Here is a 16,996-nt window from a genome sequence, read left to right on the forward strand (position 1 = left end):
TCGTTCCGGTCACGGGTGCGGAGCGGGACTCCGGGGCCATGTCGACACCTTCCGTTCGCACCGGCACTGTCCTGGCATCGCAGTACCCAGGAATCCGTCCGATACGCCGACCGAGTGTGCGGGGACCGCCCAGCTCAGAACTCGACCCGTACCCAGGGCTGCGCCGCCACCGCCGCGTGGTCGCCGCTGGTCCACGACCAGATCAGGGCCGACACCTCGGCCGGGGTGGTGAGGGTGATGCCGAAATGGCGGTCCGGGCCGCCGTTGCGGTACTCGACGGTGAACTCCTCGGCCCCGCCCCGATAGGTCTGGATGTAGTGGTGCGGCGCCCGCTCCACGATGAGATACGGATTGGGGTCGGCCAGTTCCGGGACCCACTGCCGGACAAGGGCTTCGGTGAGGTACGGGAACTCGCCCGCGCCGCCGTGGGTGACCGTCACCGGGACGTGGCCCGCGGGATCGAGCAACCAGGCCAGCTGCGGATCGTAGACGGCGTAGCCGCGCGGAGTGGCGAGTTCGAACAGCAGCGCCCGCACGTGGCCGATCGCGTCGTACGGGCAGGCCACGTGCAGCACGTCGCCGGTGGGGCCGCCGCCCACCTCGGCGTTGTCGGCGAGGAAGGCATCCTCCTCCGGCAGCGCCGCGTTGCGTTCGTTGATCTGCCCGGCCATCGCCGCCACCGCCGCCGACTGCGGCAGGCCCCGCTGCGCCGTCAGGTAGGCGTCGACCTCGGACAGCGTCGTCGCGGCCCCCGAGGGCAGCAGCACGTGGTCGTAGTTCACCAGGCCAGCCTACGGGCGGGCGGGTGGTGCTCCGCCGCGGCCTGCGTGGTGACGCTTCGCCACCGCCTGCGTGGTGACGCTTCGCTGCCGCCTCCGGCCGCTGACCCGCTCAGGCGGTGCGCCGGACTTCGGTGGCCGCGCAGGCGCAGCCGCCCGCGATGTCGCCGCAGTCGACGACGAAGGTGTGCCGCGCGTGGTCGAGGTCGAAGCAGTCCGGCTCGGTGCACTCCTCGACCCGGCTCACGTGCACGATCAGCGTGCCGTGGCAGTGATCCACCGCGGTGTCGCAGGACCGGCAGCCCGGTGTGCGCATATGCCCTCCTGACGAGCGTCGATGATTCGGTCTTACACCGTGCTTACCCGGATGGGGGGACGCCGTTGGCGTGTCGTTCCCTCCGGGCGGATCCCATCACACCACGGCCCACCGACACCCGGCCCGACGCGGACGGTGTGGACGGAGACCGCGGCGCGCGGCGCGGGCCTGACGCCGGTGACGGCCGATCCGTGGTGCCGTCGACTGGGGCGGTGGGCCTGCCGGCCCGGTGAGTCAGGCGCGCAGCCGCTCGCGCCGCAGTTGCGTCACTTCGGGCAGGTCGAGCGGCGGCAGGGAGTCGACGCCGAGGGCGCGGCACAGCAGCAGGTCGGCGAGTTCGGGGTTGCGCGCCAGCGCGGGGCCGTGCATGTAGGTGCCGATGACCGAGCCCTGTACCACGCCCTCGCGGCCGTCGCCGACACCGTTGCCGACCCCGCGGGTGACCCGCGCCAGGCCGGTGGCGTCCGGGCCGAGAGTGGTTCCGCCGCGGTGGTTCTCGAAACCGGTGAGCGGTTCGGTGAGGCCGGGCACGGTGGGGGCGGTGACGACTTCGCCGATGGCGCGCTTGTCCTGGGGGGCGGTGGTCACGTCGATCAGGCCGACGCCCTCCACACGCTCGCCGGAGGAGGTCTCGTACCAGTTGCCGAGCACCTGGATGGCCGCGCAGATGGCGAGCACCGGCGCGCCTTTCGCGGCGGCCTGCTGCAGGCCGGGGTAGCGGCACAGGTGCCGGGTGGCCAGCCGCTGTGCCGAATCCTCGGCACCGCCGAGGGTGTAGATGTCCAGCGTCTCGGGCACCGGGTCGGTGAGGTTGATCTCCACGATCTCGGCGTCGTACCCGCGCATGCGCAGCCGCTGCCGCAGCACCAGCGCGTTGCCGCCGTCGCCGTAGGTGCCCATCACGTCGGGCAGCACCAGCCCGATCCGTACCGTCGACTCGCCCATCGTCCGTTCCCGCGTCATGCCCGCCGTGCCTCCAGATCGCGGTTGAGGTCACGGAAGGCGGTGTAGTTGGCCAGCACCTCCACCTGCCCGGGCGGGCAGGAGGCGATGGCGCGCAACGGATCCGGCACGGTGGTGTGCGCCACGCCCGCGTAGGTGAGCCGCACCGCCAGGTCGGTGGCGCGCTCGCCCGCGGCCACCACCTGCACGTCCTCGAAATGCTCGAACCGCACGTCCCACAGCCAGGACAGATCCTCGCCGTCGGGGACCTGCCCGTTCACCGCGATCACCAGACCCGAGGCGGAATGGTCGATCATCGACAGCGCCTCCTGCCAGCCCGCCGGGTTCTTCGCCAGCAGCAGCCGCGCCGAATGCGGCCCGACCTGCACGGTCTTGTAGCGTCCGGCGATCTCGCGCACGGTGCCGGTGGCGACCACCGCCTTGGCGGGCTCGGCGCCCAGCGCGACCGCCGCCGCGACCGCCTGCGCCGCGTTGCCCCGGTTGGCCCGGCCGGGCAGCGCCAGATGCAGCGGGTAACGGGTGCCGTCCGGGCCGACCAGTTCCTCGCCCTCCAGCCACCAATCCGGCTGCGGCCGTTCGAAATCGGCACCGGTGCTGCGCCAGTGCGTGCCCTCCCAGACGATCGGCTCGCCGCTGCGCGGGCAACTGGTGGCGTCCATCGCCCAGCCGCTGCCCGCGGCCACCCACACCACATTCGGGTGGTCGTAGGCGATCGAGGTCATCAGCACGTCGTCGCAGTTGGCGACGACGACGGTGTCGGGATGCTTGGCCAGCCCGGCGCGCAGCCTGCGCTCGATCATGTTGATCTCGCCGACCCGGTCGAGCTGGTCGCGGCTGAGATTGAGCAGCACCACCGCCGCCGGCTCGAGCGCGTCGCTGACGTGCGGCAGGTGCAGTTCGTCCACCTCGATCGCGGCCAGCGCCACACCGGGGTGCCTGCTGAGTGCCGCGACGATGCCCGCGTCCATGTTGGCGCCGTCGGCCTGGGTGGCGACCGCGCCGAGCGTGCCGAGCGCGGCCGTGGTCATCCTGGTGGTGGTCGATTTGCCGTTGGTTCCGGTGATCAGCACGGTCCGCCGCCCGCGGCCGAGCTGCGTCATGATCGTCGGGTCGATCTTCAGCGCGATCAGGCCGCCGATCATCGAACCGTTGCCGCGGCCCGCGCGCCGCGACGCCCACGACGCGGCCGCCGCGGCCCGCAGGGCGATCCGCCCGCGTATCGAAAAGTCCGCCACGCAGGCGAGTGTATGTGCGATCGGCGCATCGGGCGCGCGGCGGGTGCGCGCTCGTGCGGTCGGCTCAGGACTGGTAGAGCTTGCGCTCGTAGTTGGCCGGGCTGTAGTACTCCTCCAGCTCGGCCAGCGTCTCGGTCACCCCGCTCTGCACCTCTTTGACCAGGCACGCCGCACTCGGCAGGCGGTCTTCGGGCCACTGGTCGGGCTGCCACAGGTGGCTGCGCAGGAAGGCCTTGGCGCAGTGGAAGAAGATCTGTTCGATGGCGACTTCGACCGCCAGGACGGGCCGGTGTCCGCGCACCACCATCGCATCGAAGTAAGGAGCGTCACGCACCAGCCGGGCCCGGCCGTTGATGCGCAGCGTCTCCGGCCGACCCGGGATGAGGAACAGCAGGCCGACGTGCGGATTGGACAGGATGTTGCGGTAGCCGTCGGCGCGGCGGTTGCCGGGGCGCTCGGGGATGGCCAGGGTGTGGTCGTCGAGCACGTGCACGAAGCCCGCCGGGTCGCCCTTGGGGGAGGCATCGCAGCGGCCCTCGGCGTCGCAGGTGCTCATCACCAGGAACGGGGAGGTGGCGATCCATTCGCGATCGCGGGGGTGCAGCGCGGTACGGTCCTTGTTCGCCACGCGGGGCGACACCTCGCCGAGCAGTGCGCGCAGGTCGGCCGGGTCGGTGATCTCGGTGCTCGTCACCGTCCGATTGAAGCACCGCGCGCGGCGGCGCACCACGGGTCAGACGTCGAGGGCGTTGGGCAGGCCCGCCCGGTACCGGTCTTCGTCGATGCGGCGCAGCGGCTCGAGTTCCGCGGCCCGGTGCAGGGTGTACATCCGGCAGCGGGGCGCGTCGGAGCCGGTGACGTCGAGCAGGGTGTTCACCGCGGCGCGGGCCGATTCGTTGGCGCCCTCCATGGTGGCCAGATCCACGTTGGTGCGCACGTAATCGCCTGCCAAGTACAGGTTTTCCAGATCACCGTGCGGTTCCGGGCGCAGCTCCCACGAGCCCGCGGTGTTGATCAGCAGCGGGTCGGCGTTGGTGTTGCGCCCGGTGTCGGCCTGCCAGACGATCGCCGGGTCGAGGAACCAGGAGTGCAGGTCGGCATCGCGCAGCAATTCCTCCCGGTCGTTGAGGTGGGCGCGCAGCTGCGCCCAGACCTCGCGGGCGATCTCCTCGTGGGTGCACTCCATCGCCGGTTTGCCGTAGAGGATGCCGGGGGTGTGCCAGTCGGAGATGTCCACCGAGAGGCAGTCCTGCACGCTGCCGTCGCCGAACTCGGTGAGCTTGCGCGCCCACAGGTGGTTCTGGCCGATCGAGGTCAGCGACCACGGCGAATCGATGTAGGCGGTGTGGCCGGGGGAGATGTCGGTGGTGCGGCGCAGGTAGAACTGGATGCCGGTCATCCAGTCGACCACCAGCCGGTGCATGCCCTCCAGTTCCGGGCGCACCGCGAGTACCTCGGGCGACCACAGCGCCCGCGCCTGCTCGGCGGCCAGCGCGACCACGAAATGATCGGCCTCGACGGTGCGCGCGGCGCCGGTCTCGTCGACGATGCGCGCGCCCGTGACGCGCCGGTCGCGCACCTCGAGCCCGCGTACCTCGCTGCCCAGCGCGAACCGCACCCCCAGCGCCCGCAGCCGCTGGGTCCACGGGTCGATCCAGGCCAGATTGGTCGGGCCGTTGAGCACCCGGTCCAGCGCACCGTCGTTGCCGATCCCCAGCGGATTGCCGAGGAACTGTTCACCCATGTTGCCGATGGTGCGGACGCTGGCGAGGCTGTCCTTGGCGGCGACCATGATGCTGGTGAGGGTGCGCGAGAGCAGCGTGCGGAACTCGTGCGAGCGCTCGTGCCCGCGCACGAAGTCCAGCCACGCCATGTGCTCCCACTGACCGAATCGCCGTGCGTCGCAACTGGTGTTGAACACCATCAGCCGGTTGGCGAAGAACAGGCCCTCGGCGGCGCTGACCTTCAGCGCGGTGGCCAGTGCCGCGCCGAGGGTTTCGGCGAATCCGGGCGCGGACGGGTCCGGCGGCGCGGTGAGGTCGAGGCCGACCCGGAAATCGTCGCCGTCGCGGCGGGCGAACCGCGCTTCCGGCACCGCGACCAGGTTGTTCCACACCCCATCCGGGTTGGCGCCGAACGGGATTCGCCGCATGGTGTCGGGAATGTGCTGGTAGAAGCCGGGAAAGAAGCGGAAGCCGTGTTCGCCGGGCAGTTCGGGCCGTCCGCCCGCGGCGGTGCCGGGCACCGGGATGCTGCGGGCCTTGCCGCCGAGCGCCCTGCGTTCGTAGACGGTGACCTCGAATCCGCGTTCGGCCAGTTCGTGGGCTGCGGTGAGACCGGCGACGCCGCCGCCGAGCACCGCGACGCGCTTGCCGGCCGGCGCCGCGAGCGCGGGTCCGGCGCCCCAGGCGGCGCCCGCCGTCATCGCCCCCACCGCAACCGCTCCGCGAAGCATCGTCCGCCGGGAAACGGCCCACCGCTGATCTGCCATCCGCACTCTGCTGCCTAGCCTCGCCGAACCAACCTGCACCGTGCTCACACTGTAGGGATCACACCCGGGGCATTCCCAGCCGACCCCGCCGCGGTTCCCGACGCGCAGACGCCGGTTGCGGGAACGTCGCCCGCGCGCCGCGCATCGTCGGGGACACTACCGCGACCGGGCACACTGCGCGGCGCTTCGTCGATCCCGGCCGGGGTCGAGGCGGTACCGCGCCCGCCGACGGTGGTGAGGAAGGCGCCCGCGATCACCACCACCGCGCCGGCCAGCTCGGTGCCGCTCGGGGTTTCGTCGAGCACCAGCCAGGCCGCCGCGATCCCCACCACGGGCACCAGCAGCGACAGGGGCGCGACGGCGCCGGCCGGGTAGCGGCTCATCAGGTAGGTCCACAGCCCCGATCCGGCGACGGTGCCGAGCACCACGATGTAGGCCAGACCGGCCAGTGCGGCCGGGCCGGTCGGGCTCGCGAGCTCGGCCAGCGCCCGCACTCCCGCGCCGGGTCCTTCGGTGAGCGCCGAGAGCGCGAACAGCGGGATCGGCGGGACCACGGTCATCCACAGGGTCAGGTGCAGCGGGTCGACGCCCGGCCCGGACGCCACCGCGAGCCGGGAGCCGATGTTGCCGAAGGCCCAGCCGAGTCCGGCGGCCAGGGTCAGCAGCAGCGGCAGCAGCGCGGCCTGCTCCAGCCGGTCCGCGCCGATGACGGTGATGCCCCCGGTGGCGATCGCCAGACCGAGCAGTTGCCGCGGCGCGAGCCGCTCCCGCAGCAGCAGCGCACCCAGCACCACGGTGAACGGCGCCGAGGACTGCAAGACCAGCGAGGCCAGCCCGGTCGGCATGCCTTCGCGCATGGCGGTGAACAGGAAGGCGAATTGCAGGACGCCGAAACCGGTGCCGTAGAGCAGCAGCCAGCGCAGCGGCACCCGGGGTCTCGGCACGAACAGCAGCACCGGCACCGCCGGCACGACGAAGCGCAGGGCCGCGAAGAACAGCGGCGGGAAGTGGTCGAGCCCGGCGCGGATGGCCAGGAAGTTCAGGCCCCAGAGCAGGACGACGGTGAGGCCGAGCAGGCGGTCGCGGAAGGTCACGCGTCCCATCGTCGAGCCGTGGCAATCATCAGCACAATCGAATAAATATGGACTGATATTGTAGTTGCTCTACACGATTGTGAGGTGTGCGATGGCGGGGCCGTCGATGTCCCTGGATCGCCTGCGGGTGCTGCGCGCCTTCGCCGACCGCGGCACCATCGCCGCCACCGCCGCCGCGCTGTCCATGACGCCCTCGGCCGTCTCCCAGCAGCTCAAGGTGCTCGCCAAGGAGGCCGGGGTGCCGCTGCTGGAGCCCGACGGCCGCCGCATCCGGCTCACCGATGCCGGGCAGGCGCTGGTCGTGCGCGCCGACGAGGTGCTGGCCGCGATGGACCGGGCCGCCGCGGAAATGGCGCACTACCGCGAATCCCCGCGCGGGCGGGTGCGGGTGGCGTTGTTCCCCTCCGGCGCCGCGCTGCTGCTGCCGCTGGTGCTGCCCGCGCTGGCCGACAGCGAGATCGACGTGGTCGCCCGCGACGAGGACGTGCCGCCGAGCGCGGTGCCGCCGCTGCTGGCCGACTACGACATCGTGCTGACCCACCGCGACGAACGCTCCGGACCGCTCGCCGGGCCGCGCGTGAGCACCCGCTTCCTGATGCGCGAACCCATCGACGTCGTGGTCCCGCCCGGGCACCGGCTGGCCAGGCAGCGCGCCGTCGCCCCCGCCGAACTCGCCGAGGAGAGCTGGCTGAGCGTGCGCGGCGGCTTCCCCGTCGACGACGTGCTCGAGTCGATCGCGACCGTCACCGGGGTGCAGCCACGGATCGCTCAGCGCCTCAACGACTTCCGTGCCATCGAGGCGCTGGTCGCGGCCGGTTACGGGGTGGCGCTGATGCCGCGCTTCGCCGTGACCCACCCCGAGGTGGTGGTGCTCCGGCTGTCCGGCGTGCGCGCGGCGCGCAGTTACGACCTGGTCACCAGGCCGCACGCCGAGCGCCGCCCGGCGGTGGCGACCGTGCTGGCCGCCTTCGCCGAGGCGGCGCGGCGCATCACGGCCGAATGAGCCTCAGCGCCGGTCCATCGGGCCGGGCTGCTGATACTGCTGCGCACCGACGTAGCCGAAATCGTCGGCGACCATCGCGGCCAGCTCGAGCAGGGCCCGCCGGGTCGGTTTGCTCACCAGTTCCAGGTCGATCTCGGCGCCCTCGGCCAGGTGGTCGTCGAACGGCACGACCTGCACCGCGCGGGTGCGATCGAGGAACAGCTTGCGCAGCTGATCCAGGTCGACGGTGGACGCGCCGCGCCGGGAGGCGTTGACCACCACCACGGTTCGCTCGACCAGCTTGCCGTAGCCGTGGTGCTCGAGCCAGTCCAGGGTGGCCGAGGCGCTGCGCGCGCCGTCGATGGCGGGCGAGGTGACCAGCACCAGCGAGCTGGCCATGTCGAGCACGCCTGCCATCGCCGAGTGCATCAGGCCGGTGCCGCAGTCGGTGAGGATGATGTTGTAGAACGACTGCAGGATGCCGATCGCCTTGCGGTAATCGGCCTCGCTGAACGCCTCCGACACCGCCGGATCCTGTTCGGACGCCAGCACTTCCAGTCGGCTCGGCGCCTGCGAGGTGTGCGCGCGCACGTCGGAGTACCGGGAGATGTGCTGGTCTTCGAGCAGGTTGCGCACCGTCGACCGGGTCTGGCGGGGCACCCGGTGGGCGAGGGTGCCCAGGTCGGGATTGGCGTCGATGGCGATGACGCGGTCGCCGCGCAGCGAGGCGAAGGTGGAGCCGAGGCCGACGGTTGTGGTGGTCTTGCCGACGCCGCCCTTGAGCGAGAGGATCGCGATCCGGTAATCACCGCGCACCGGCTGATTGACGCGCTCGACCAGGTCGCGATAGACGATGTCGGCCGCGGACTCACCGGGATTGATGATGCCGCCGGAGGCCTTGTGCACGGCCCGGCGCCAGCCGCTGCGCGGTGCGCGCCTGGCCCGCTTGAGCAGATTCAGGTCGTTGACCGAATGCCCGGGCGGCATCTGCGGCTGACCGTACTGCGGCTGTGGCGGCTGCCCGAACTGCGGCTGGGGCTGCCCGAACTGCTGCGGCGGCTGGCCGTACTGCTGCGGTCCACCCGGCCACGGCTGGCCGGGATCCGGTGCGCCACCGGGCTGCTGGTACATCGGCGGCTGCTGCGGCGGCATCGGCGCCGTGGGCGGCGGCGGAGGCGCCCAACTGTAGCTCGACTGCTCACCCGTGGACGATTGCGGGCCAACGCCTTCCGCGCCGTCCTGGGGAACCCGGCGGACCATGCCGTCCGGACCGATCTCCTGGCGGTATTCGCTGTAGGGAGCGCTCGGCGGGCCGGGCTGCGGTGGTGGCGGCGCGAAACCGCCCGGGTGCGGCGCGCCCGCCTGCGCGAACTGGCCGGAGCCGTACGGGGCGAACTGATCGGGCGCGGGCCCGGCACCCTCGGGACCGAAACCGGGTGGCGCGAAGCCGGCCGCGGCCGGCTCGGGCGCGGGCTCACCGGCCTCGGGTGTGCGTGCGGCGGTGGCGGATTCGGCCTGCTCACCCGGCTCGGCGGCGGTGTCGGTGGGATCGTGCTCGTCCTGCGCCTTCGACGATGCGGAGGGTTCGGCCGTATCCACCGGATGACTCTGCAGCCACGGCGGAGAGGTCGGATTGTGGTCGTTGTTTGTCACAGTTCCCCCATCTGCTCGGGATATCGAGCAGAGAGCTCGGCGCTTGCGTGCAAACCAACGCTAGCAGGTGGTCCCGGGGGCGCGCAGGGCGTGCCCGGCACCGCCCCACCTGCTGATTTCCGCGGGCGACCGCGATCCGCTCGTGGCCCGGCCTGCCCGCACGCACCCCCGGCCCACGGGACACGAAACGGCCGGGCCCCGTAACGCGGTGGGGCCCGGCCGTGTTCGTTCGATCAGTGTGCCCGGTTGACCGCGGAGACGACCGCGCGCAGCGACGCGGTGGTGATCGACGTGGCGATACCGACGCCCCAGACCACCTTGTCGCCGATCGCGCACTCGACGTAGGCGGCCGCCTGCGCGTCGTCACCGGCGGACATCGCGTGCTCGGAGTAGTCCAGCACCCGCACGTCGTAGCCGACGGTCGCGATGGCGTCGACGAACGCCGCGAGCGGGCCGTTGCCCTGGCCGGTGATCTCCTGCTCGACACCGTCGACCTTGACCACCGCGGTGATCGAGTCGACGCCGCCGTCGGTCTCGGCCGCGGTCACCTTCTGCCGGATCCGCTCCAGCGGCCGGATCGGGGCCAGGTACTCCTCGTGGAAGACGTCCCACATCTCCTTCGGGGTGACCTCGCCGCCCTCGCCGTCGGTGATCTTCTGCACCACCTGGGAGAACTCGATCTGCAGCCGGCGCGGCAGCACCAGGCCGTGGTCGGTCTTCATGATGTAGGCGACGCCGCCCTTGCCGGACTGCGAGTTCACCCGGATGACGGCCTCGTAGGTGCGCCCCACGTCCTTCGGGTCGATCGGCAGGTAGGGCACCTCCCAGACGATGTCGGAGACGTCGGCGTTCTGCGCGTCCGCGGCGGCCTTCATCGCGTCCAGGCCCTTGTTGATGGCGTCCTGGTGGCTGCCGGAGAACGCGGTGTACACCAGGTCGCCGCCGTAGGGGTGGCGCTCGTGCACGGGCAGCTGGTTGCAGTACTCGACCGTGCGCCGGATCTCGTCGATGTCGGAGAAGTCGATCTGCGGGTCGATGCCCCGGGAGAACATGTTCATGCCCAGCGTCACCAGGCAGACGTTGCCGGTGCGCTCACCGTTGCCGAACAGGCAGCCCTCGATGCGGTCGGCGCCCGCCTGGTAGCCCAGCTCGGCCGCGGCCACCGCGGTGCCGCGATCGTTGTGCGGGTGCAGCGACAGCACGATCGATTCACGGCGGGCCAGGTTGCGGCTCATCCACTCGATCGAATCGGCGTAGACGTTCGGGGTCGCCATCTCGACGGTGGCGGGCAGGTTGATGATCAGCGGCTTCTCCGGCGTCGGCGCGATGATCTCCGACACCGCGTCGCACACCTCCCGCGCGTACTCCAGCTCGGTGCCGGTGTAGGACTCCGGGCTGTATTCGTAGCGCCAGTTGGTGTCGGGGTAGCGCTTCTCCACCTCCAGGCACAGCTTCGCCGCGTCGGTGGCGATCTTCTTCACCTGCTCGCGGTCGGCGCGGAACACCACCCGGCGCTGCAGGATGGAGGTCGAGTTGTAGAAGTGCACGATCACGTTGGCCGCGCCCGCGCACGCCTCGAAGGTGCGCTCGATCAGCTCGGGGCGACACTGGGTCAGCACCTGGATCGTGACGTCGTCGGGGATCGCGTTGTCCTCGATGATCTCGCGCACGAAGTCGTAGTCGGTCTGGCTGGCCGAGGGGAAACCGACCTCGATCTCCTTGTAGCCCATCCGCACCAGCAGATCGAACATGCGGCGCTTGCGGGCCGGGCTCATCGGGTCGATCAGCGCCTGGTTGCCGTCGCGCAGGTCCACCGCGCACCAGCCGGGCGCGCGATCGATGACCTTGTCGGGCCAGGTGCGGTCGGGCAGCGTGACGGGCTCGACCTCCTCGGCGAACGGCCGGTACCGGTAGGCAGGCATCGAGGAGTTCTTCTGCGCGTTCCAGGCGGGCTGGTCGGCGGGGGCCGGCTTCGACGGAGCGGTGATGTGGCGCGAGCCGGATACGTAGGCGTCAGCGGGGGACATGCAATTCTCCAGGGTTGGTGGAATCCCAGTAATGGGTCGACCGGCACGGCTTAACCCCGCGACGGGAGCCGGTCCGATCAGACCCCGTCGCGGCGGCCGAGAAGAAGAGCCCGCTGCATGATGTCGGCCAGTTTAGCGCCTGCCGCGCCGGGCGGGTAAGACCGGGTCCGATTGCGCGTGGTGTGCCGGGGTGCCGATACCGTGCTGTCGAACTGAAGGTTTGCTGCCCGGCCGGGTGCTCGGGGGACGTCGAAGGAACTGGCGATGACTTGGCTCGAACACCTGGCGATCCTCGGCGCGGGCGTGGCGGCGGGCGGCATCAACACCGTCGTCGGCTCGGGCACCCTCATCACCTTCCCGGTCCTGCTCGCCTTCGGGCTGCCGCCGGTGACGGCGAACGTGTCCAACACCATCGGCCTGGTGCCGGGGTCGCTCAGCGGCGCGATCGGCTACCGGCGCGAGCTCAGCGGGCAACGCACGCGGTTGCTGCAATTGGGCAGCGCCTCGCTGCTGGGCGGCATCACCGGCGCGGTGCTGCTGCTCGTGCTGCCCTCGGACGCCTTCGACGCGATCGTCCCGGTCCTCATCGTGCTGGCGTTGATCCTGGTGGTGGTGCAGCCGCGGCTGTCGGCCTGGGTGAAGAAGCGGCGCGAGGCCGCGACCGGGGAGGCGCCCGCGCACGGCGGACCGGTCCTGTGGGTCGCGGTCTACGCCACCGGCATCTACGGCGGCTACTTCGGCGCCGCGCAGGGCGTGTTGCTGCTCGGTCTGCTCGGTGTGCTGGTGCACGAGGACATCCAGCGCCTGAACGGGGTGAAGAACGTGCTCGCCCTGCTGGTGAACGGCGTCGCGGCGGTGATCTTCATCGTGGTGGCCGAGGTGAACTGGACGGTGGTGGCGTTGATCGCGGCGGGTGCGATCGTCGGCGGACAGCTGGGCGCCGGGGTGGGCAGGCGGCTGCCGCCGAACGTGCTGCGCGCGGTGATCGTGGTGGTGGGCAGCATCGCGGTGGTGCGGCTGCTCGCCACATGAGGGTCGGACACAGGGTGAAGTCGTCATCGAGGATGACGACAGCCCGGGGTGTGGCAGCGCAGGATGTGCACGTGGGTAGGTGGAGGATCGCGCTGGTGGTCGTGGCGATGCTGCCGCTGGCGGCCGGGTGCGCGGGGGCGGTACAGCAGCAGACGGCGCTGGGGCAGCTGGCCGCACAGGCCGACGCGGCGGCGACGCCGCGGCTGGACTGGACCGACTGTGCCGAGCAACAGCTGGCCGGATACGAGTGCGCGGCGGCGCGGGTGCCGCTGGATTACGCGCGGCCCGACGGCGAGACCATCGAGCTGGCCCTGGTCCGGCAGCGGGCAGGCGACCCGCAGCGGCGGCTCGGCACGCTGTTCGCCGCCGCGGGCGGTCCGGGCAATTCCGGGCTGGACTGGGCCCGTGGCGGGCCGATGTTCCCGGGCGAGATCAGCCGCCGGTTCGACGTGGTCACCTTCGATCAGCGCGGGGTGGGTGCCAGCGCGCCGGTGCGCTGTTTCGCGGATGCGGCCGAGCAGGAGCGGTTCTGGTCGACGATGGTCCTGCCGCCGGCCGACGCCGAGCAGCAGCTCGCCGCCGAGCGGGCCGCGCGGGCCTACGCGGAGGGCTGCGCCCGGCACAGCGGCGCGCTGCTCCCGCATCTGACCACCGTCGACGCCGCGCGCGATCTGGATCTGCTGCGCCGCGCGGTCGGCGAGGACCACCTGACCTTCACCGGCGGCTCGTACGCGACCTATCTGGGCCAGGTCTACGGCGCGTTGTTCGGTGAGCGGGTGCGCGCACTGCACCTCACCTCGGTGATCGATCCGGCGGTCTACGGCGGCGACACCCGCGCCGAGATCGCCGGCACCGCCGCGGGCACCGCCGAGGTGTTCGAGGAGTTCCTGCGGCTGTGCGCGCAGGCGGGCCGGCCGGAGTGCGCGTTCGCCGAGGGCGGTGAGCGCAGCGAACTGGTCGGCGAGAGCGGGCCGGGAGCAGCCGAGAAGGCGGGCAGTTCGGGTACCGAGCGGCCCAGCGTGACCCTCACCACCGCCGCGGGCCCGGCCGAGGCGGACGTCGAGCGCCTGCGGGCCAGGGACGCCGCGCTGCTCGAGCGGTTGCGCACCGGCCCGATCACCGTCGGCGCGGGCGAGCAGGCGGTGCGCGTCGGTTACGCCGAGGTCGTGCAGGCGCATGCGCTGCTGCTCTACGACCCGCGGCAGGGCTGGCCGGCGCTGGCGGGCCTGCTCGCCGAACTCGACCGCGGTCCCCACGGCGATCCGGCCCCGGTGCGGCAGGCGCTCGCCGGCGGCGCCACCCCGCTCGACTTCCTCGACTCCTTCACCGCGATCACCTGCGCCGACGCCACCCTGCCGCGCGACCCCGCCCGCTGGCCCGCGCTGGCGCAGGAGACACCCGCGGCGACACCGGACTTCGACGACTTCTGGCTGTACATGCGTCAGCCGTGCGCCGCCTGGCCCACCCCCGAGCAGGACGCCCGCCACGTCGCCGGGCCGTGGACGCTGATCTCCGACAAGCCCGCGCTGCTGGTGAACAACCGCTACGACCCGGCAACCCCGCTCGAGTTCGCTCGGCGGGCCCAGCAGGAGCTGGTCAACGCGCGCCTGGTGGTGGTCGAGGGCGGCTACGGCCACGAACCCGGCGGCGAGTGCGTGCGCTCCCTGCGCGAGCGGTACCTGATCGACCTGCAATTGCCCGCACCCGGCGCGACCTGCACCGCCGACCGGGCGCCCTTCGCCTCCTGACCGGGTAACGGACCGGAATCACCGTCGATACCCCGGATGCACGTGGCCCGCGCTATTCTGCGCTCGCCAGTGTGACGAGGGAGGTGGCCTGGTGCGCAGACGCGCCCTGTTCAAGGCGGCGGGTGTGGCGGCGCTGTTCGCCGGCGCGGGTTCGTTGCTGGGCGGTCGCCCGGCTGCGGCCGACCCGGTGTGGAACGGCCTGTTCCGCGAGTGGGTGCCCGAGATCTTCGCGCCGCTGCCCGATCCACCGGAGCATTCCCCGGCGCTCGTCGTCGGTTCCGGTTTCGGCGCCGCCGTCACCGCGCTGCGGCTGGCCGAGGCCGGCGTCGCGACCACCGTGCTCGAACGCGGTTCGCGCTGGCCCAACGACCCGTGGCGGGAGATCTTCACCGGCGACGATCTGCCCGACGGCCGTGGCTTCTGGCACCGCACCAGCTTCACCGGCGTCACCAAGGTGCCGATGCACTTCGCCTCCTTCGGCGGCGTGCTCGACTGCACCGAGTACCCGGGCATCGATGTGTGGCGGGCCGCCGCGGTGGGCGGCGGCTCGGTGATCTTCACCGGCGCGATGATCGCCCCGCAGCGCAAACTCTTCGACGAGGTCTTCCGCGGCAGCGTCGACTACGACGAACTCGACCGGGTCTACTACCCGCGGGTGCGACAGATGCTGCGGCTGAGCACGATGCCCGCCGACATCTACCACTCCGCGCCGTTCACCCATTCGCGCGCCTGGGACGAGCAGGTGCGCAAGGCCGGGTACGAGCCGCAGCCCAACGACTCGATCTTCACCTGGGACATCCTGCGCGGGGAACTGGCGGGCACCACCCGGCCCTCGGCCACCGTCGCCCGCAGCAACCTCGGCAACTCCAACGGCGCCAAGTTCGACCTGAACCAGAACTACCTGAAATACGCCCAGGACACCGGGAAGGCGGCGGTGTTCCCCGGCCACCGGGTCGACGCCATCGCGCAGGAGTCCGGTGGCCGCTACGCCGTCACCGTCACCAAGCTGGCTCCGACCGGTGACGTGCTGGCCACCCGCACGCTCACCTGCGACCGGCTCTTCCTCGGCGCCGGCTCGATCGGCACCTCGGAGCTGCTGGTCCGGGCGCAGGCCACCGGCGCGCTGCCGAATCTCAACGAGCACGTCGGCGACGGCTGGGGCACCAACGGCGACGTCGTGCTCGCCCGCGGCGCCAGCTCGCTGACCGGGCTCGGCCAGGGTGTGCCCAGCGCGAGCCGGATCTACGACGAGACCGACGCGCCGGTGACGTTGGAGAGCTGGTACATCCCCGGCATCCCGGTCGAGACCGGCGCGCTGGCCTCGCTCGGCATGGTGCTCGACCCGACCCGCACCCGCTTCGGCTACAACGCCGCCGACGGCCGCGTCGGGCTGAGCTGGGACCGGGTCAACCGTGACCAGGTGGTGGCGGCGGCCCGCACGGTCGACCAGCGCATCGCCGAACGCGCCGGTTCCCTGGTCGGCTACGGACCGATCGGCTACGACGCCAACGCCCTGTTCACCGCGCACCCGCTGGGCGGCGCCGTGCTCGGCAAGGCCACCGACGGCTACGGCCGGGTGCACGGACATCCCGGCCTGTACGTGATGGACGGCGCGGCGATTCCCGGCAGCACCGCCACGGTCAACCCGTCGCTGACCATCACCGCTCTCGCCGAACGCAACATCGAGCGGATCATCCGCGACGGACGCTGAGCCCGGGCGGTTCCCCAAAGTGGTTCGGGCGGGCCCGTGTTCGCCCGTCGCCGCGGCGGGGTGCGGTTACGCTCGGGCGGTGACCGGCGTCGAAGGGATCATCCGTGGTAGCTAGCACCGCAGGCTCGGATCTCGAGCCCGCACCGGAGTCCGAGACCTATCCGCGCAAGCCCCCCGCGCTGTGGACCGACTTCGTGATGCTCGCGCTGGCGGTGGTCTCGGTGGCGCTGGTGGTGTGGATCAGCTTCTTCGAGGTCTCCGGGCACACCTACCGGGTCGTGGTGACGATCGACTACGCGATCTGCGCGGTGTTCGCCGCGGAGTTCCTGTGGCGCTGGCGCCGGGCGGGCTGGCCGTGGACCTTCCCGCTGGTCTACTGGTACGAGGTGCTCGGCATGATCCCGGTGACCAGTCCGCTGTTCCGCGGCTTCCGGTTGCTGCGGATCGTCGTGATCCTGGTGCGCCTGGCCAGGGTCGCCGACCGGGTCTTCGGCGACCGGGTGACCGCGGCGGTGGTGAACCGCTTCGTGCGCACCATCGTCGAGGTGATCAAGCGGCCGATGACCATCGCCGTCCTGGACGAGGTGGCGCACGTGCTGCGCACCGGCCATTACACCCGCAACATCGCCGCGGCGCTGGAGGAGAACCGCGCCGAGATGGACGAGATGATCCTCGAACTCATCAAGAAGGACCCGCAGGCGGGCAAGGTCCGCTACATCCCCTTCCACGACGAGATCATCCGGCTGATCGCCGACACCACCTTCCGCATCGTCTTCCAGGTGCTGGCCGATCCGCGCACCGACGAGCTGGTCTCGGACATGATCCGGGAGAACGTGGAGCAGATCCGCGGCGCGGTGCGCGACGGTGTACGGGTGCGGCCCTCGGCGTACGGGCCGACGCCGCACCACGAGACCGTGCGCTACCACCTCGACAAGCGCGCGACGGCGCCGGACCAGCCGTGAGTG

The 16,996-nt window shown here is 71.7% G+C and carries 14 protein-coding genes; 5 read left to right on the forward strand and 9 right to left on the reverse strand.

Features of this window, described 5'->3' with window-relative positions; genetic code table 11:
* Positions 1-134: 134 nt before the first annotated feature.
* The 7 genes from CRM89_RS23420 to CRM89_RS23450 all read right to left on the reverse strand — a co-directional run bounded on the left by CRM89_RS23420 (position 135) and on the right by CRM89_RS23450 (position 6,878).
* On the reverse strand, positions 135-782 hold the full coding sequence (locus CRM89_RS23420; protein WP_098086245.1) for a hypothetical protein: 648 nt from the start codon (positions 780-782) through the stop codon (positions 135-137).
* A 109-nt stretch (positions 783-891) separates the two neighbouring features.
* Positions 892-1,095, reverse strand: coding sequence for a hypothetical protein (locus tag CRM89_RS23425; RefSeq protein WP_060593792.1), 204 nt, complete (start codon positions 1,093-1,095; stop codon positions 892-894).
* A gap of 234 nt (positions 1,096-1,329) precedes the next feature.
* Positions 1,330-2,040: a type 1 glutamine amidotransferase gene (locus CRM89_RS23430; protein WP_060593791.1), complete on the reverse strand. Its 711-nt coding sequence runs from the start codon at positions 2,038-2,040 to the stop codon at positions 1,330-1,332.
* Between the two features lie 14 nt (positions 2,041-2,054).
* On the reverse strand, positions 2,055-3,293 hold the full coding sequence (locus CRM89_RS23435) for a MurT ligase domain-containing protein (RefSeq protein WP_011206831.1): 1,239 nt from the start codon (positions 3,291-3,293) through the stop codon (positions 2,055-2,057).
* Between the two features lie 64 nt (positions 3,294-3,357).
* The gene (locus CRM89_RS23440) at positions 3,358-3,987 is read right to left on the reverse strand and encodes a pyridoxamine 5'-phosphate oxidase family protein (RefSeq protein ID WP_060595045.1); all 630 of its coding nucleotides are present in this window, start codon (positions 3,985-3,987) and stop codon (positions 3,358-3,360) included.
* Positions 3,988-4,026: 39 nt separating this feature from the next.
* A complete protein-coding gene (locus CRM89_RS23445) occupies positions 4,027-5,718 on the reverse strand; it encodes an FAD-dependent oxidoreductase (protein ID WP_228786811.1) in 1,692 nt (563 codons plus the stop codon).
* 110 nt (positions 5,719-5,828) lie between these two features.
* On the reverse strand, positions 5,829-6,878 hold the full coding sequence (locus CRM89_RS23450) for an EamA family transporter (RefSeq protein ID WP_229434836.1): 1,050 nt from the start codon (positions 6,876-6,878) through the stop codon (positions 5,829-5,831).
* Positions 6,879-6,984: 106 nt separating this feature from the next.
* Here CRM89_RS23450 and CRM89_RS23455 point away from each other — a divergent pair, with 106 nt between their 5' ends.
* Entirely contained in the window at positions 6,985-7,881 is an 897-nt protein-coding gene (locus CRM89_RS23455; protein ID WP_041560580.1) for a LysR family transcriptional regulator, read from the forward strand.
* A gap of 3 nt (positions 7,882-7,884) precedes the next feature.
* Here the strand turns inward: CRM89_RS23455 and CRM89_RS23460 are convergent, their stop codons facing one another.
* Both CRM89_RS23460 and leuA read right to left on the reverse strand, forming a co-directional pair.
* The gene (locus tag CRM89_RS23460) at positions 7,885-9,459 is read right to left on the reverse strand and encodes a MinD/ParA family protein (protein WP_098086247.1); all 1,575 of its coding nucleotides are present in this window, start codon (positions 9,457-9,459) and stop codon (positions 7,885-7,887) included.
* A 287-nt stretch (positions 9,460-9,746) separates the two neighbouring features.
* A complete protein-coding gene (gene leuA, locus CRM89_RS23465; protein ID WP_041559760.1) occupies positions 9,747-11,540 on the reverse strand; it encodes a 2-isopropylmalate synthase in 1,794 nt (597 codons plus the stop codon).
* 264 nt (positions 11,541-11,804) lie between these two features.
* Here leuA and CRM89_RS23470 point away from each other — a divergent pair, with 264 nt between their 5' ends.
* From CRM89_RS23470 to CRM89_RS23485, 4 genes are all read left to right on the forward strand, one after another.
* On the forward strand, positions 11,805-12,572 hold the full coding sequence (locus CRM89_RS23470; RefSeq protein ID WP_086840555.1) for a sulfite exporter TauE/SafE family protein: 768 nt from the start codon (positions 11,805-11,807) through the stop codon (positions 12,570-12,572).
* Positions 12,573-12,643: 71 nt separating this feature from the next.
* Positions 12,644-14,320 (forward strand): alpha/beta hydrolase, encoded by a 1,677-nt coding sequence (locus CRM89_RS23475; RefSeq protein WP_229434838.1) that lies wholly within the window; start codon positions 12,644-12,646, stop codon positions 14,318-14,320.
* 91 nt (positions 14,321-14,411) lie between these two features.
* A complete protein-coding gene (locus tag CRM89_RS23480; protein ID WP_060593783.1) occupies positions 14,412-16,031 on the forward strand; it encodes a GMC oxidoreductase in 1,620 nt (539 codons plus the stop codon).
* A 104-nt stretch (positions 16,032-16,135) separates the two neighbouring features.
* Complete coding sequence (locus tag CRM89_RS23485; protein ID WP_011206841.1) at positions 16,136-16,993, forward strand: hypothetical protein; 858 nt, start codon at positions 16,136-16,138, stop codon at positions 16,991-16,993.
* Positions 16,994-16,996 lie beyond the last annotated feature (3 nt).

It is taken from the genome of Nocardia sp. FDAARGOS_372 (assembly GCF_002554515.1).
GTDB lineage: Bacteria > Actinomycetota > Actinomycetes > Mycobacteriales > Mycobacteriaceae > Nocardia > Nocardia farcinica.

Coding starts and splice junctions, on each gene's coding strand:
- CRM89_RS23425 (WP_060593792.1), bottom strand. CDS start 1,095: ATGCGCACACCGGGCTGCCGGTCCTGCGACACCGCGGTGGATCACTGC.
- CRM89_RS23430 (WP_060593791.1), bottom strand. CDS start 2,040: ATGGGCGAGTCGACGGTACGGATCGGGCTGGTGCTGCCCGACGTGATG.
- CRM89_RS23445 (WP_228786811.1), bottom strand. CDS start 5,718: ATGACGGCGGGCGCCGCCTGGGGCGCCGGACCCGCGCTCGCGGCGCCG.
- CRM89_RS23455 (WP_041560580.1), top strand. CDS start 6,985: ATGTCCCTGGATCGCCTGCGGGTGCTGCGCGCCTTCGCCGACCGCGGC.
- leuA (WP_041559760.1), bottom strand. CDS start 11,540: ATGTCCCCCGCTGACGCCTACGTATCCGGCTCGCGCCACATCACCGCT.
- CRM89_RS23470 (WP_086840555.1), top strand. CDS start 11,805: ATGACTTGGCTCGAACACCTGGCGATCCTCGGCGCGGGCGTGGCGGCG.